This is a genomic window from Vreelandella songnenensis, from assembly GCF_003002925.1.
Lineage (GTDB): Bacteria > Pseudomonadota > Gammaproteobacteria > Pseudomonadales > Halomonadaceae > Vreelandella > Vreelandella songnenensis.
In genome coordinates this window covers 315,966-332,646 of record NZ_PVTK01000001.1, presented here as the reverse complement: position 1 = coordinate 332,646, position 16,681 = coordinate 315,966, and the positions used below count along the sequence as shown (strand labels likewise).

The 16,681-nt window shown below is 62.5% G+C and carries 7 protein-coding genes; 1 reads left to right on the top strand and 6 read right to left on the bottom strand.

The features are described 5' to 3' along the window. Positions 1-4: 4 nt before the first annotated feature. Genes B0H98_RS01460 through B0H98_RS01435 form a run of 6 tightly spaced genes read right to left on the bottom strand, consistent with a single transcriptional unit; the run spans position 5 to position 14,393 of the window. Entirely contained in the window at positions 5-1,342 is a 1,338-nt protein-coding gene (locus B0H98_RS01460; RefSeq protein WP_106373297.1) for an aminotransferase class I/II-fold pyridoxal phosphate-dependent enzyme, read from the bottom strand. Next, the gene (locus B0H98_RS01455) at positions 1,339-8,676 is read right to left on the bottom strand and encodes a type I polyketide synthase (RefSeq protein WP_106373296.1); all 7,338 of its coding nucleotides are present in this window, start codon (positions 8,674-8,676) and stop codon (positions 1,339-1,341) included. Before B0H98_RS01455 ends, B0H98_RS01460 begins: the two co-directional genes overlap by 4 nt. Then, positions 8,669-10,345, bottom strand: coding sequence for an LTA synthase family protein (locus B0H98_RS01450; protein ID WP_106373295.1), 1,677 nt, complete (start codon positions 10,343-10,345; stop codon positions 8,669-8,671). The genes B0H98_RS01455 and B0H98_RS01450 overlap by 8 nt, the downstream gene beginning before the upstream one ends. A gap of 1 nt (position 10,346) precedes the next feature. Continuing rightward, the gene (locus B0H98_RS01445) at positions 10,347-11,156 is read right to left on the bottom strand and encodes an SDR family NAD(P)-dependent oxidoreductase (protein ID WP_106373294.1); all 810 of its coding nucleotides are present in this window, start codon (positions 11,154-11,156) and stop codon (positions 10,347-10,349) included. Then, positions 11,153-12,388 (bottom strand): capsule biosynthesis protein, encoded by a 1,236-nt coding sequence (locus tag B0H98_RS01440; RefSeq protein WP_106373293.1) that lies wholly within the window; start codon positions 12,386-12,388, stop codon positions 11,153-11,155. The genes B0H98_RS01445 and B0H98_RS01440 overlap by 4 nt, the downstream gene beginning before the upstream one ends. A gap of 1 nt (position 12,389) precedes the next feature. Continuing rightward, positions 12,390-14,393 (bottom strand): capsular polysaccharide biosynthesis protein, encoded by a 2,004-nt coding sequence (locus B0H98_RS01435; RefSeq protein ID WP_106373292.1) that lies wholly within the window; start codon positions 14,391-14,393, stop codon positions 12,390-12,392. Positions 14,394-14,641: 248 nt separating this feature from the next. On the opposite strand from B0H98_RS01435, the gene B0H98_RS01430 reads away from it, so the two are divergent. Continuing rightward, positions 14,642-16,657 carry a diguanylate cyclase gene (locus B0H98_RS01430; RefSeq protein WP_106373291.1) on the top strand — a complete coding sequence of 672 codons (2,016 nt, stop codon included), beginning with the start codon at positions 14,642-14,644 and terminating at the stop codon, positions 16,655-16,657. The last annotated feature ends 24 nt before the right edge of the window (positions 16,658-16,681 follow it).

Sequence of the window (16,681 nt, the reverse complement as noted above, 5' to 3'; positions counted from 1 at the left end):
GGTGTCAGGTTTGCGCTTGGGCAAGCAGCGTGGCAAGCGCATCCAGCGTCTGGTCGATATGGGCCTGAGTGTGATCATGGGCGAGGAAAAAGCGCAGCCGGGCACTTTTTTCAGGCACCGCCGGGTGGAGAATGGGCTGCACGTTGATATGGTACTGCTCAAGCAGCGTATGCGAGAGGTGGGCGGCCAGCGGCGAACTGCCCACGATGATGGGCACGACGGCGGCCCCGATGCTGTGCCCGGTATCCATGCCGTGGGCCTTGGCCTGCTGCAGGAAGTAACGCGAAATGGTGTGGAGGTTTTCCACCCGCTCGGGTTCCTGCTGCATCAGCTCGAGCACCTTGATGGACGGCGCCGCTACCTGGGCAGGCATGCCCACACTATAGAGAAAGCCTGGCGCAAAGTAGCGCAGGGTCTCGACCAGCGCCTTGTTGCCGGCAATATAGCCGCCGCACCCGGAGAGCGTCTTGCTCATGGTGCCCATCCAGATATCCACCTCTGTCGGGTCGATGGCAAAGTGCTCGTGCAGGCCCAGGCCCGTGGCGCCCATGACGCCGAAAGAGTGCGCCTCATCCACCATCAGCCATACCTGATGGCGCTTCTTGAGCTCGATGAAGCGCGGCAGGTCCGGGATGTCGCCATCCATGCTGTAGAGCCCTTCGATCACCACGATCACGCGCTCGAACTGGTGACGATGGCGGCTCAGCAGGGCATCCAGCGCTTCCGGGTCGTTATGGGTAAACGACATGCGCTTGGCGCCGGAAAGCTGTGCGCCTACCAGGGAGCTGTTGTGAATGTACTCGTCGTGCAGCACCAGATCCTTGGGGCCTAACAGGTAACCCAGGGTAGAGACGTTGGTGGCATGGCCACTGACAAACGCCACGGCGTCATCGGCCTGGTACGCCTTGGCAATGGCCTGCTCCAGCTCATGGTGAATCGGCCGCTCGCCGGAAACCACCCGGCTGGCCGAGACCGACGTACCGTAGCGGGTCAATGCATCAGCGGCGGCCTGGGTCACCCGGGGGTCACCGGAGTAACCCAGGTAGTTGTAGCTTGCAAAGTTGATACAGGAGGTTCCCTGAATCACGCTGGTAGCGCCGGCGATGCCTTCGTGTACCTTGAAGAAGGGGTCCTTGAGCCCCAACTGCTCGGCGCCCTGGCGCAGCATGGCCAGCTGCTGATAGCCCGGGTGGGCGTCGAAGCGTGTAAAGCGCTCGGCTACAGGCGTTGCAGTTGCATGGGCAGCGCTGGCGCTGCCGTTGGGAGAAGCGGCACGCGGCGCGGTGCGCTTGCGTGCCTGCTCCAGCAACTGCCGTTTTAGATCAGAGCGATGGGCAGTCATGGCGTCTCGGTGGTCGATGAAGTGACGGCTGTTTCAGTAAGGGCGTCCGCGCCGTGGCGCGCGGCCAGGGAGGCTAACGCATCCTGCGGAGCTTCATCAACATCATCGTCATGCTGGTGAAGCTTCTGAATCAGCACCCCGGCAAGCTTGTTCAGCGTCGAGGCTTCGCTCAGCACCATGACCGGCACTTGAACGCCCAGACGGTTTTCGATCGCCGTCATCAGCTCGACGCCCATCAGCGAATCAAAGCCCATGTCGTAGACCGAGCGATTGACGTCGATCTTCTCCTCTTCGATCAGCAGGATGCTGGCAAGTTCGGCGCGCAGCAGCTCGGTCACCGTGGTGTGCAGCTCCTCTGGCGAAAGATCCGCCAGCAAGGCGCTGATATCGTCGTCGGAATCGGCGCTGCCGTCGTCGTCGCTTGCCCGGGCAATCTCGTTGAAGCGCGGCGCCTCGGCGGTGGGCAAAAAGCGCGCAAGCGCGCCCCACTCAAGCTCCAGCACACCCAGGCTCGGGCCAGAGGTGACCAGCATCTGCTCGAGCACCTTGAGCGCGTCATCCGAGCGCAGCGCCGAACCGCCCAGGCGCTCCTGCAGGGCATCGCGGGTGCGGGTGTTGCGGGCCAGGAAGCCGACATCCTCGATGGCACCCCAGCGTACGCAGGTAGCGGCAAGCCCTGCAGCGCGCCGGCTGGCGGCAAACGCTTCCAGCCAGTGGTTGGCGGCTACATAGTTGGCCTGGCCGGGATTGCCGAACAGCGTGGTAGCCGACGAGTAGAGGACAAAGAAGTCCAGCTGCCCGTCGCGCGTCAGGGCGTCCAGGTGGCGAGCGCCCTCGATCTTGGGGGCCAGCACCTTTTGGATACGCTCAGCGTCCAGGTTGCGAATCAGGCCGTCGTCGATCACCGTGGCGGCGTGCACGATACCGCGCAGTGGGCCAAGCTCGCTCTTGACCCGAGCCAGCACATCGGCAAGTGCGGGGCGGTCGGTAATATCGCAGGCCGCGGCGAGTACCTCGACGCCTTGCGCCTCGAATTCCGCCATGGCCGCCTGGGCTTCGTCGCTTGACGGGCCGCTGCGGCTGAGCAGCACCAGCTGGCGGGCGCCTTTGCTCACCAGCCACTGGGCCGTCTTGAGGCCGAAGCCCCCCAGGCCACCGGTGACCAGATAGCTTGCTCTGCTGTCCAGCGTCAGCGTTTCACTACCCAACGCATCGTTCTTGGGCGGGGCAATGGGCTGCTCATAGGTCACTACCACCTTGCCGATCTGACGCGCCTGCTGCATGTAGCGGAAGGCGTCGATCACCTGGCTGTGGCTGAAGGCGGTGAACGGCAGCGGGCTGAGCGTGCCGTCGTTGAACAGCGCCATCATCTCGCCGAACAGGCGCTGGGTCAGGGCAGGCTGCACCTTCATCAGCTGGTCGGAGTCGATGCCGAAGTAGCTCAGGTTGTTACGGAACGGGCGCAGGCCGATATGGGTATTTTCATAGAAGTCGCGCTTGCCAAGCTCCAGGAAGCGCCCGAACGGCCGCAGCGCGCGCAGGTTCTGGTTGATGGCTTCACCGGCCAGCGAGTTGAGCACGACATCCACCCCTTCGCCCTGGGTATCTTCCAGAATCTCTTCGGCGAAGGTGAGCGAGCGGGAGTCGTAAAGCCGCTCGATGCCCATCAGGCGCAGGAAGTCGCGCTTCTCTTCAGAGCCCACCGTGGCGTAGATCTCGGCGCCCATCCACTTGGCGATCTGCAGGGCGGCAATACCCACACCGCCAGCCGCGCCGTGAATCAGCACTTTCTCGCCGGGTTCCAGGCGCGCCAGGTGTTTCAGCGCGTAGTACACGGTGAAGAAGGTAGTCGGGATGGTGGCGGCCGCGGCGTAGCTGACGCCGTTCGGCAGCGGGGCCACCGCGTGCTGGCTGGCCATCAGGCGGTCGCTGAAGCTGGCCGGGCCAAACCCGACTACCGCCTGGCCGGGCGCAACGTGGGTCACGTTCTCGCCCACGGCGACGACTTCGCCGGAGAACTCGAGGCCCAGCGTCGGCCCGGCAAAGCCGTTCTCGATGGCTTCATCGGAAAGCAGGCCGAGGGTGTACATCACGTCGCGGAAGTTGAGCCCGGTAGCCTTGACGCGAATTTCCACGTCGTCGGCTTTCAGGTCGGCAAGCTCGCGCGGGCGCCACTGCAGCTGGCGCAGCTGGCCGGGCAGAGCAAAGCCGAGCGTCATCGCCTGGCGCGCCGGAGCCTGGGCAGTTTTCGCCGGTGCCGGGGCGGGAAGCGTGCGCAGGCGCGTGGCGTAGCGCTCGCCGGTTGCGGTTATCACTATTTCGTTCTCGCGATCCGCGAAGGTCAGCGAATCCGCCCAGGCGTTGAGCGCGGCGTCGCTTACGTCACCAGGAATATCCAGCAGGCTTGCGGTATGGCCGACGGCCTCGTTGGCAAGCGAGCGACCGAAGCCCCAGAAGGCGGCATCGTCGAATTGCGCCAGCGGTGTCTCGCCGGTTTGCCATACCGGGCTGACTCCCTGGGTGGTCAGCCAGAGCGTGGCGGCATTCAGCCCCTTGGCTTCAAGGGCCAGGCTCCACTGCTGGGCGCGGTGACAGCGCTGCGTCTGTGCCTCGATACTGTCGCCACTCAGGCCGCGCAGGTCGATCACGTTAAGTACGTCGGCGGTATCGCCAAATTCAGCCAGCGCCCTGTCCAGGAGTGTTGCCGGCGCCTGTTCGCCCTGCTCGATGACCACCTTGGCCTGGCGCTGGATAAGCGCGTTTGCCAGGCGCTGGGCCAGCGCATCGGTAGCCGCGTCTGTGACGATCAGCTGATACGGCGCCGGGCCATGCTCGGCAGCGCCCGTGGCGGCAGGCATCTGTGCGTGCAGCAGGTAGGCACCGGTCATGCCCTCTTCAAGCTCGATGGGGGCAGACACCATCAGGCCCTGAGCGCTTAGCCACTCGCTTAAAATGGCGGGCTCCAGGGCGGTTTGGTCGATACCCGGGGTGGCCAGCACATCGTCCAGCCAGCGGCTGGGGGCAATGGCGACCACCATGACCTGCGCGCCGGGGGCGAGCTGGCCGGGCAGGGCCTCGATCAGCTGACGCGTCAGGGCCGGCTGGGTAACGTCCGCACTCACGAACGCCAGCTGGGCCTTTTCAGTGCCCGCCAGTGCTTGAGGCGCACCGTCCAGCGGCTGCACGTCCATGAGCGGGAAGCGCTCCTGAAGCTGCTCGGCCTGGTAGCGGGCGCTGTCGTGGGTGGTCATCGCCCGGTAGTGGTAAGGCGCGTTTGGCGCGGAGTGTGCCAGCTCTTCAAGCAAACGCTGGCCCAATGCCGGCGCACACGGGCCGGCCTCGAGCAGCGCAAGGCGCTCGCCACTTGCAAGCTCCCCAAGGGCTGCGCGTGCAAGCTCGCCGAGTTCGCCCGCCAGCAGTTGCCAGCCGGGTTCGCCGATCAGCACGCGGTTCAGCCGGGCGAGATGCTCGGCGGAAATGCCCAGCTCATCGAGGGGCGTGGTGCCGCCCTGCAGCGCCTGGCGGTGCATACCCAGGCGCCCGACCAGGTGAATGGGGACAAAGTAGTCCGGATAATCCTGCACCAGCAGCTGCCAGATGGTTTCCGGTGCCAACTGGTCGTCGCTGCCCTCCACCGCCAGGCCCTGCTGGCTGAACGCTTCGCTCAGGCTATCCAGCAGCGGGGCAATTTCCTGGGCGTAGCGCTGGCCGGTGTGAGCCGCGTAGCGTTCACCGAGGCCTGCCAGGTGAGTCAACGACTCGGCAGGCAATGTCATGGCCGCGGCGGTCAGCGGTGCCGGGGTAAGCTCGACATCCAGGTAGCTGAACTGCTGGTGATGGGCGCGGTTCAGGCGAATCGCCTTGAAGCGGGTCTGGCTGAGCACGGCCACGGCGCGGCCTTCGGCGTCGAACAGCTCAAAGTCGGCGGTGAAGGAGTGCGGTGCCCGCTTGCCCATGACCGCGCGGGCCAGCACGGGCGTGCCGGCCTGAGTGTTCACCTGAATACGGCCTACGCGTACGGGTACGAACGCCAACTGGGCGGCGAACTCGCTGTGCTGGGCCAGCAGCGGAATGAACATCTGGAAGGCGCTGTCCAGAATGCCGGGGTGCACGTGCAGAGAAGCAAGCTGGGCCTCGACGTCGCTGGAAAGCTTGATCTCGCCGATGACGGCGTCTTCCTCGATCCAGCCGTGGCTGATCGCCTGGAAGGCCGGGCCGTAGTGCAGGCCGATCCGCTCGGCCATCTGCAGATGGTCTTCGAGGGTGTAGTCCGGTACCCGCTTGGGCAGTGTCGGCGCCTGGCGTTCGAGCAAAAAGCCCCGGCTTTCGCGCATGGTGCGGGCCACGGCGTTGAGCTGCCACTCACTGCCGTTGGCCGGCTCGCGGGAGTGGATGTCCATGCGCCCGTCATCCGGGTCGAGGGTCAGGCGCATGGCGCGGCCGTTGGGGCCGTCCAGCAACAGCGGCGCGCGAATTTCCAGCTCTTCGATATCCAGAAGCGGGGTATCGTGCTGGGCAAGTGCGGCGGCCAGCGTGAGCTCGACAAACCCGGCGCCCGGGAATACGGCGCCTTCGCCCACCACGTGGTCGGCAAGCCAGGGCTCGCGCTTGGTATCCAGCTGGCTTTCCCAGGTGTGTTCCTGCTGGGCAAGCGGGTAGCCCAGCAGCGGGTGCTGGTAGTAGCGCGAAAGCAGGCCCTGGCTGTCCTGAGTGCTGTTGACCCAGTGGTGAGTATGCTGCCAGGCGTAGCGCGGCAGCAGCACGTGCTGGCCTTCCACGGGGAAAAGATGCTGCACATTCAGCGCAAGCCCGCTCAGCAGCAGTTGGCTGACGCTCTTGTTCAGGTATTCAAGGCCCGGCTTGTGGCGCTCTAGCGTGCCGATGACGAGCCCCGTGCGCTCCTGCTGGCGCAGCGACTCGTTGAGGTAGCGGCGCAGAATGGGGTGCGCACCGACCTCGACAAACACGTTGTAGCCCTGCTCGATCAGTGCCGTGGCGGCGTGGTCGAACAATACCGGTTCGCGAATGTTCTTCCACCAGTAGGTGGCGCCAAGCTCGGTGCCCTGGCTGATCTGACCGGTAACCGTCGAGTAGTAGGGTAGCTGGGTCGGGCGAGGGGTAATGCCTGCCAGCGCTTCGATGACGCCGGCCTGGATGCTGTCCATGGCCGGGCTGTGGAAGGCGTAATCCAGCGGCAGTCGCTTGGCGAAAATGCTCTGGTCGCTCAAGGCTGCTTCAAGAGCGGCCAGCTGTTCGCGTTCGCCGGCCAGGGTAATGCCTTTGGGGCTGTTGACGCCCGCCAGACACACCTTGGCAAATTCGGGCCGGGCAAGCCAGGGTTCGATGTCCTCGGCGCTCATGGCCACGGCGGCCATCTCACCCAGGCCGCGGGTCTTGCCCTGATAGTAGCTGCGGTAGTAGATCACCTTCACCGCGTCTTCCAGGCTTAGGCTGCCCGCCGCCCAGGCGGCAGCCACTTCACCCACGCTGTGGCCAAATACCGCCGAGGGCGTAATGCCCTGGGCTTTCAACCACTCGGTGAGCGCTACCTGCAGGGCAAACAGCGCCGGCTGGGCGATTTCGGTCAGCTCGAAGCGGTGTTCGCCGTTTCGGCCAGCCAGTTCGTCGCGCAGTGAAAAGTCGCCATACTGCTGAAACAAGCGATCCACGCGGTCGATGGCATCGCTGAATACCGGGGCGGTGTCGAGCAGGTCGTGGCCCATGGTTTCCCATTGGCAGCCGTTGCCGTCGTATACGAACACCGGCCCGCGGGCGTTGTTCAGCCGCTCGAGCGTCACCACGCCTGCCGGGCTTTCGCCTTCGGCAAACTGCGCAAGCACCGTGGCGGCTTCCTGCGGGGTTTCGGCAAAGCAGAGCGCGCCGAAACCGTGCTGCTCGCGGCGATGATAAAGCGTGTGGGCGATATCGTAGTAGGCGCTATCGCTCTCGTTCAGGAACGCGGCCAAGGTGCGAGCGCTTGCGGCCAGAGCCTCCGGGCTCTTGGCACTCAGGCGTACCGGCAGGGCATGAGCCGGTGTGACAGCGGGCTGTGCGGTTTTTTCCGGCGCGCTTTCCAGAATGACGTGCGCGTTGGCTCCACCAAAGCCGAAGGAGTTGATACCGATGACCAGGCGGCCCTGCTTTTTCAGCGGCTGCGCCTTGGTGACTACCTCAAGGTTCCACTCATCGAACTTGATGCGCGGGTTCAGCTTGCGGATACCGATGGTGGCGGGCACTTCACGGTGCTGCAGGCTGTACAGCGCCTTGGCAAGCCCGGCCACGCCGGAGGCGGTTTCCAGGTGGCCCACGTTGCTCTTGACCGAGCCAATCAGCAGCGGCGAGTGACGGTACTTGCCCAGCGCTTCACCGATGGCGCGGGTTTCAATCGGGTCGCCGACCGCGGTGCCGGTGCCGTGGGCTTCCAGGTAGTCGATTTCGTCCGGCGTGATGCCGGCCTGTTCGTAGGCGCGGCGCATCAGGTCGATCTGCGCGGTGGGGTTGGGCACCGTCAGGCCGGATTTGTGCCCGTCGGTATTGACGGCCGAGCCTGCCACGACGGCCAGAATATTGTCGCCATCGGCTACTGCCTGGTCGTAATCCTTGAGCAGGAACAGCCCGGCCCCTTCAGAGCGCACGTAGCCGTTGCCCGCTTCATCGAACACCTGGCAGCGGCCGGTGGGCGAGAGCATGCTGGCCTTGGAGAAGATGATGAACCCATAAGGGTGCAGGTGCAGGCTGATGCCGCCGGCCAGCGCCATGCTGGTTTCGCCGCTGCGGATCGACTGACAGGCCTGGTGAAACGCCACCATGGAAGAGGAGCAGGCGGTATCCAGCGACATGCTGGGGCCGTGAAGATCAAATACGTAGGAGAGGCGGTTCGACGCGATGCTCGAGGTGTTGCCGGTAGCGGTCGAGGCGTCGATGGCCGCCATGTCGTCGGCCATGCGATAGGAGTAATCAAGGCTTGCCACGCCCAGGAAGACGCCGCACTGGCTGCCACGCAGGCTGGCGGGCTTGATGCCCGCGCTCTCCATGGTTTCCCAGGCAAGTTCCAGCAGCATGCGCTGCTGGGGGTCCATGTTGGCTGCCTCACGAGGGGAAATACCAAAGAACTCGGCATCAAAGCCGCTGATATCACCCAGGCTACCGGCGGCAAAGGTCACGCTGGTGCCGGGGTGACGTTTGTCCGGGTGCCAGAAAGCGTCATGGCTCCAGCGGTCGGGGGCCACTTGGGTGACTAAATCCTTTTCGGCTTGCAGGTCCTGCCAGAACGTTTCAGGGGTTGTTCCTGGAAAACGATGGGCGGCGCCGATAATGGCAACGCGTTTAGTCATTCTTGCTCCTGAGTTCTGGTTCTGCCTTGATCACATCGCTACTTATATCGTGTCCAAATGCTTGTTCAAATAGCTGGACGCCAAGGTCGCTCGCGGCCAGGGCACGCAGCGGCACCTTTCCGGACGATAGGTCGTCCGGTGGCGTGTGTGCCGCTACCTGGCCTTCGGCTTGTCCCTGCACGCGCTGGCGAGTATGTGTTGACCATAACATGTAGGGAGTAGTGCCGGCAGGCGGTGAAAAATACTGGTACGCTGCGGGCAGTATGGGCACGTGATCACCGTACCAGCCCAGCAGCCCCGGCCGTTTTGCCTCTTTCAAGGCACTTTTGAGGTTTTCGAGCATCTTGTCGGCCTCGCCCAGGTGGCGCAAGTATACGGCCAAATCACGTAAATGTGTGGGCAGCGGCCAGGGGGCCGTGGGCAGCGCTGCCGCGAGGCTTTCCTGAACCGGCGCTTCAAGATGCAACGGCCCGTGATTCTCCATGGTGATCACGAACACGAAAAGCGGCCTATTATCACTATCCTCGAGCAGGCGTCCAACTTTTCTTGCCACGGCCATGTCGCCGATATACTGCCCCTCCCGGTCGCTGCTCTCGAAGCTTTCGATATCGATAAACGTCTCGAACCCAAGCTGCGGGATCACCTTGTGGCGCATATAGAAGCTGGCGGGGTAGGGGTGAATGCACACCGTGCGGTAGCCAGCGGCCTTGAAGGTGCTGGCAAGGCTTGGCAGCGGGTGGCGCGACAGCGTGCGGTAGGGGTTGAACTGACGCGGGCCCCAGGCGCTGGGCGCAAGGCCTGTCAGCACCGCGCATTCGGTACGCACGGTGTTGGCACCCCAGGCGGGCACGCTTAGCTCGCCGTGCTGAAGGGCCTCGGCGCGCGTGGCGTCAAAATTCGCAAGCAGGCCGCCGGCGATATCCGGATACCAGGGGCGCGGGTCGAAGAACGACTCGCTCTGCACCAGCACCACGTTGGCCAGCGCCTCATCAGAAGGCCGCTGGCCGCGGGCCGCAAGCTTCTCGGACAGCTGATGAAAAGGCGACTGCTCCGGCGCTGGCGGGGCGGAGCGCATCAGCGCCACGCCGTAGGCCCAGAGGCTTGCATACAGACCCAGCCGGTCCATGTCATCTGCCGGGTTCAGCGTAATCGGTGCCAGTGCCCGCCAGCCAAGCGCTACCAGTACCGCGCCCAATAGGGCAAGCAGGCCCGCATGCAGCAGGAAGGCAGGCCCGCCCCACTGGCTCACCAGCGAAGGCTCCCAATACAGAAAACCGCCGATGGCGGCTGCCCCGGCGGCGATGGCGGCAATGGCCAGGCCCGTGCCGAAAAAGGGCACATACAGGCGCGGGTGCAGAATGGCGTCCCAGAAGTACTCGAAATCGTGGCAGATGAAGGGCTCGTTCAGAGTGCTCGATTTGGTGTTGCTGGACTGCACGACTACCAGCTGCAGCGAAAGAATGAAGATGACCGCAAACCAGGGGCGCGTGAGCACCAGAACGAACAGGCCAAACAGCAAAAGCCAGCTGCCCAGGTGCACGCTATTGGCCGCCAGCCCGCGCCGCCACAAGGGCTGCGGGCGCGGGCTGAGCAGCGCTTCACCGGCAAGCGTTGCCAAAAGCCCGACCAGCAGCGGCCAGAACAGCTGTGTTACTAACGAGGCGGTCATGTCAGGCGCCTCCCAGATCATCGGTATGGTCGAACCCCAGACGCTTGATCAACCACTGGGAGATAGAGGCTGGCAATACCGCCAGCCACCAGGTGCCGAAATTCAGGGGGAACGGAAAGCTGATGCGCGCCTTGTTGGCATCGATGCCGCGCTTGATGACCCTGGCGGCGCGCTCAGGCGGCCACTCAAAGGGCTTCGGACCCGGCATGGCGTTGCACATGGGTGATGTGACGTAGCCCGGCATTACCACGGTAACGCCAATGCCGGATGGCCCCAGCAGGCCGCGCAGGCCCTCGCCGTAGGCCTTGATGCCCGCCTTGCTGGCGCTGTAGGTGGGGGTAGTCGGCAGGCCGTGCCATCCCGCCAGTGAGCTGATGAACACCAGTTGGCCGCTGCCGCGGGCCTGCATGGCGGGTACCAAGTGCTGGGCCATGGCGATGGGCGTCTTCAGGTTGATATCCAGAAGCGCCTGCACGTCTGCCCAGGGTTCCAGCTGCCCAGGCGCTTCGGGGTGGGTGTTTTTCCCCGCGTTGGCAATCACGATATCTGGCGTGTGCGTGGCGCAAAGCGCTTGCAGCCACTGCGTCAGCGCCGCTTCATCGGTCAGATTGACCGAGGAGGTGGTGACTCGCGCGCCCAGCGTGCGGCAGGCATCGGCCAGGGTAGCGAGTGCGGCCTGCTGGCGCCCGTGAAGAATCAGATGCGTATGCTTGCCCGCGTAGGCCTTGGCAAGCGCCCCGCCAATGGCGCCGGTCGCGCCGGTAATCAGTACGCAGCGTTGGTGCAGGGCATGATGTTCAGCAGTGCTCAAAGCAGTTTCTCCAGCGGCGATGGGCAGGCTTCCAGTATATGGGCGGCGTTGTTGACCGCCAGGTCCATGCTTGGCTGGCAGTAGAAGCCGCCGTTGACCTGTACGGTGTGCATCACCGTCTTGCGAAAGTAGTCAAACAGCTGCTGGCTGGGCGGAGGCGGCTGGTGCCAGAACTCATCCAGGCTCTCCTGGCAGGTAAGACCGGCCAGGTTATAGATCGGGTCGCTTAGCGCAAAGGTAGGGCACTGCTTTTCGAGTGATACGAACCCGACGGTGCTGTTCACCGTGACCACGCCTTCAGCATGTTTGATCAGCACGTCCAGATTGCCGGATTCAAGGTACACGATACGTCCTTCCAGCCCATAGAATCTGGATAGTTGCTCGATGATATCCGGGTAGTTCACCAGGCCCATGTCCAGCGGGTGGTTCTTGATGCACAGCAGCGCGTCACTCGGAGCGTGTTCGGCAAACGAGCCCATCACGTGATCCATCACCTCCTGCATGTTGGCGTAGGGCGAATGGTCTCGGATCTGGGCATCGGTATTGAGCTGCAGCGGCAGAATGAAGTAGGGCTTTTGGCTCTCGATCAACCCCTGGATGCGCTCGGCGTCCCGGGGTTTCCACTTCTTCAGCAGCGTGAAGCGCTTGATATAGCCTGCGTATTCCACCGGCGCGCTGATCGGCGCGTGGTTGCGGTAGCGCGGTGCCACCAGCGGGTTGGCAAGCCCGGCCAGGTGATAGGCCACATCGTGCAGCGCACGGATCTTGAACGATGAGCGAAAGCGCACCGGCGCGGGCAGTTCGGGCAAGGCCTTGCCGGTATCGTAAAACCAGTTGGGGTCCCGGGGCAGCAGCGAATGACCGTTCACGCCGTCGCGTTCCAGCGTGATCCAGAAGGGGCGAAAATAGCCCTCTTCGAACACGTGGGTACGTACCCCGGCTGCGGGGGCATTTTCCACGGCAGGGCGGTGGATCGGACGCCGGTCGCCAAACATCACCTGATCGGTGATGGCGTAGCGCTGCCAGAGCGACTGTATATAAGCCGGCAGCTCGCTTAGCGGCTCGCGGAACAGGTGGGTTTCACTGTGGGTGCGCTGCCAGTAGGCAATATCGCCGGCGTTGAAGTTGACCTTTACCACGCGGTGTCCGTCGTCGGTAAGCCTACGCGCCAAACGTTGATAAAAGGGCGAGCAGACCCCCTGTAAAAATAAGAATGCGCGCTTTTGCTTCAACTTAATGTCTTCCAATCAATAAATTGCGGTATAGCCGGTAAAGACGCTGCTTCCATGTCAGCGCCGGTTGCTGTGCTCTGGCCTGTTCCAGCAGACTGACGACGGTTTCTGCATTACAGAGCTTTCGGCTTTGCGGGTCTACATAGCTTGGGTAGAGAATCAGCGTGCCCGCGACCAGCGCATCAAGCGACAGGCGGCGAGATCGGCGCTCGCAGTGCATGGCATCCTGAGTCAGCCCCCAGCCAGCGTAGAACGGCATGCCGTAGGTAACCACCTGACGGTGGCGCAAAAGTGCCTCGAAACCTGTCAACGAACTCATGGTGTGAACCGCATCGACACGTTCCAGCAAGGTCGCGATATCCATGTGGCTGGCATCCAGATCATACAGGCGTTTGGCATCGGGTTCGAGTGCGCCTATGCGCGCGCCGCTGATGACGTCCGGATGCGCCTTGTAGAGAATGAACGCCTCCGGATTGGCCTGGCGCACTGCTCGCAGCAGGGCGCTGTTGGTGCGCACGTCAGGCGAGCCTGTGGCGATGGACGCGTCGCTTTCCACCTGGCCGGGCACTAAAATGAGGCGCTTGTCCCTTGGCAGCTCGACGTGGCTTGTGCCGCGCACGTTGTACTTGGATAGCTTGAGCGCCACCAGACGCTCGCGAAGGGCAGCGGCGCGTTCGAGCAGGTCATCGCTGAACGGCGTGTGCTCGAGCAGAGTTTCCAGGTCGCTTGGCCGGGTGGGGTCGTAATAGATGCCGCGCGCGTCGATCACCAGCGACAGCGGCTGGGCAAGATCCACCCCCAGCCCCACCGAGCGGATAAAACCATCCTCTATGCGCCACAGGTGCGGCATCAGCGCCTTGTGCTGCTGCTCAAACGCGGCATCGATACGGCTGGACCAGACCAGAAGCCTCTGTTCGGGCGGCGTGGCAGGCAGCGCCGCCTGATAGGTAACGTGGGCAGCGCTGCCCGTAAAGCGATGAATAAAACCGCGTTTCCAGGAAGAAAAACCGCAGGCCAGCCACTGCCCGCGCAGGCGCTCCTGCTGGCGCTTCTGGTCAGCAATCAGCGCGATGGTCTCTTCAAGCGTGGCGGGTTCCTGAGTATAAGGGTTAACGTAGCGCGTGTAGCGCAGGTAGGCTGCGGCGAATACCTCGGTAAGCGTGCGCCGGACACGCCGGCGTGTGCAGGGCAGCCTATCCTGAGTAAGCCCCCAGCCGGCATAGAAGGGCAGGCCAAAGCAGTGCACTTGTTTGCCGGCTAGCAAGGCTTCAAACCCCAACTGGCTGGTGACGACGTAAACCGTATCCACCTGATCGAACAGCGCCCAGGGGTTGATGTCTTCACTCACCACATGACAGCGCGGGTTAGATTGCGCCTTGAGCAGATGGCCCTGCTTCTTGCCGGCAATCACGTCCGGGTGCACCTTGACCAGAATCTCCGCGTCCGGGTGGTTCAAAAGCGCTGCTTCGAGCATCTCGGTAAAGCTTTGCGCACCGGCCCCGCCATACTCGATCGAGGCATCGCCCGCGGTTTGATCCACCACCAGCACGCGGGCCGAGGCCGGGGCGGTAACCGGGCGGTCCGGGGCGTGGTTGTATTTGGAAAGCCGATAGTGGATGAGCTGTTTCATGCAGCGCTGGGCGTGAGCGAGCTCATCGTCGGTAAAGGTGGCGCTATTGAGCCAGTTTTCCAGATCCGAGGGTCGCGAGGCATCGTAGTAAATGCCGGTGTGATCGACCACCAGGCTATGCGCCTGATACCCGCTGACGCCGAGCCCGAGCGAGCGCAAAAAACCATCTTCCAGCGCTATATAAGGTAGCCCATGGCGCTTGGCGTAGCGCCTGGCGCGAAGGCTGGTAGGCTTCAGCCCCCAGCCAAGCACGGCGTCGGGGCTCTTTTGCAGTGGCCGCAGCCGGGAGAATTGGCTAAATTCAGGCAGCAGGGCATGAAGGGTATCGATTCTGCCAATACCTGCGGAGGTGTAGCCTGCCGTGTATTTCGCCATGGGTGTACGTCGTTAGTCTAAAAACGGAGATCAGCGGGCGAACATACGTGAAATAGCCGCGCTTATCAATTAGGCGCAGTAAGTGCTTACTTATCTAGCTCTTTCAATCAAGTAACTACATGGATTTAAAAATTTACTTTTATTATTTTCATCTGCGCGCACAATGACTCTATTTTCGTGACTTGGCCTCTTAAAAAAATAGCTGATGCCGCGTAAGTAAAAGGACGTACTGCAAAAAAGGATAATGGGTGTCTTTGTCTTTTCTGTTTAAAAAACTGCCTTTTTTTCGAACGCTAAAAGGTCGGCTGCTGTTAGGGCTTTTGGTGACCCTGCTGACGCTGGTGGCGTTTCTATTGGGTTTGGCATGGCAGGTGGGTAAAACCATGGTGCTTGAAACCAATATGACGCATCTGCGTTATGAAGCCCGCTTGCTTGCCGATGAAGTCACTCAGCAGGTAGAGCTGCGCTTTCAGGCTCTGCAACGCTTGAGCGAGATAGTCGGCTACAGCGACGACCCGGAGTGGCTGAGCTATGAGTTACGTCATAACGGTACGCTGATGTCCTGGTTCGATGGCATCGTGGTCATGGACCGTAACGGTTATGTCGTTGCCGATTGGCCAAGCGTGGTAGGCCGCGTGGGGCTTGATACCTCGGAAAGCGAGTTTTTCAAGATGGTGCGTGGTACTCGTCAGCCGCATATGAGCGAGCCCTTTATAGGCCGGGCGAGCAAGATGCCCATGGTGGTGGTCAGCGTACCGCGCCTGGATGATCGCGGTGAGTTTGCTGGCATGATCGGCGGCGTACTCAGCCTGGATTCCGGAGGGCTTTTCAATCGCCTGGCAAAAGTCCGCCTGGGTGAAGAGGGTTATGCGGGGGTTGCCACCGCTTCGGGCAATATTCTGTATCATCCGATCTCCTCGCTTATCAATACGCGTGTTTCAAGCGAGGTGGACAACCCGTTGCTTCATCAGGCGCTGGACGGTTGGCAGGGCGACGGGGTGGGGGAACTGGTCAACGGTCAGGTTGGACTGCAATCCTACGCCCAGGTATGGCCGGCCAATTGGGTTATCGGGCTTTTCTTGCCCAATCATCAGGCACAGCTTCCTCTGGCAGGTTTTATTCGCCAGCTTGCATGGATGTGGCTGCTGCTCGCCATTTTGATCATGCCGCTTTTGTGGTGGATTCTGGCGCGTATCCTGACCCCGCTCAATCACCTGGAGACCCAGATAGGTGAAGTAGGCCTGGGCAAGCGACAAAGTGTTGACCTGGCCACCTCCATGCAGGAATTGCAGCAAGTGGCCTCTACCTTCAATCGCGTGGAGGGTGAACGGCAATCGCTGGTCGAGCACCTTCACGAACGCCAGGCCTTTCTGGACACGGTGCTGAGTGCCGTACCCCAGGGCATGTTCGTTGCCGATTTCGATGGCGCCATTACCTACATGAACCCGGCGCTGTTGGGTATGCTGGGCATCTCCTCTGACTGGACCATGGGAGCGCTGCTTGATCAGATTCATGACGATGACCGTAACGGCGCGCGCGACATGTGGCAGTACAGCCTGAGCAGCGGCAGCGACTTTGTGCGCCAGCTGAGATTTACCCGGCTGGACCAGGAAGTGCTGTGGCTGGATATTCACGCCCGCGTAGTGCTGCTTACCCAAGGCGGCCACTCGCTTGGCCTGGTAGGCGTGGTGAAAGATGTTACCGAGCGCCGCCAGCAGGAGGCGCTGCAGCGCTGGGAAGCCGAGCACGACCCGCTGACCGGGCTCTTGAACCGCCGCGGGTTCGAGCGCCGCCTGGAAGAGGCCTTTGCCGATTTCCAGAAAACCAGTACGCCTTCGGCGCTGCTGATGTTTGATCTTGATCACTTCAAACCGATCAATGATGAAGGCGGTCACGCCCTGGGCGATGAAATGCTGCGCCGGATCGCCCAGATCATCGCCTGGGAAGTACGCCGCAGCGACCACGTGGCGCGCCAGGGCGGTGACGAGTTTGGCGTGCTGCTGCCCAGCTGTACGCTTTCCCAGGCCCAGCTGATCGCCGAATCGTTGCGTCAGGCGGTCAGTGAAGTTTCGGTAACCAACGAAGGCAAGGAGTACCGGGTCACGCTGAGCATGGGCGTAACCAGCTTCAACGATAACGATAGCGGCATTGACGATGCGCTTTCTCGCGCCGATGCGGCAAGCTACGACGCCAAGAGCCTGGGCCGGGATAGCGTCGTGGTCAACGTACCCGATGAAATAGACCCCATGACGATCTTCGACTGAGACCATGGCGCCCTGATACATCAA

What these genes read in the sequence shown, in the direction of transcription:
- B0H98_RS01460 (WP_106373297.1), bottom strand. Translation starts at nt 1,342, where the DNA reads ATGACTGCCCATCGCTCTGATCTAAAACGGCAGTTGCTGGAGCAGGCA.
- B0H98_RS01455 (WP_106373296.1), bottom strand. Translation starts at nt 8,676, where the DNA reads ATGACTAAACGCGTTGCCATTATCGGCGCCGCCCATCGTTTTCCAGGA.
- B0H98_RS01450 (WP_106373295.1), bottom strand. Translation starts at nt 10,345, where the DNA reads ATGACCGCCTCGTTAGTAACACAGCTGTTCTGGCCGCTGCTGGTCGGG.
- B0H98_RS01435 (WP_106373292.1), bottom strand. Translation starts at nt 14,393, where the DNA reads ATGGCGAAATACACGGCAGGCTACACCTCCGCAGGTATTGGCAGAATC.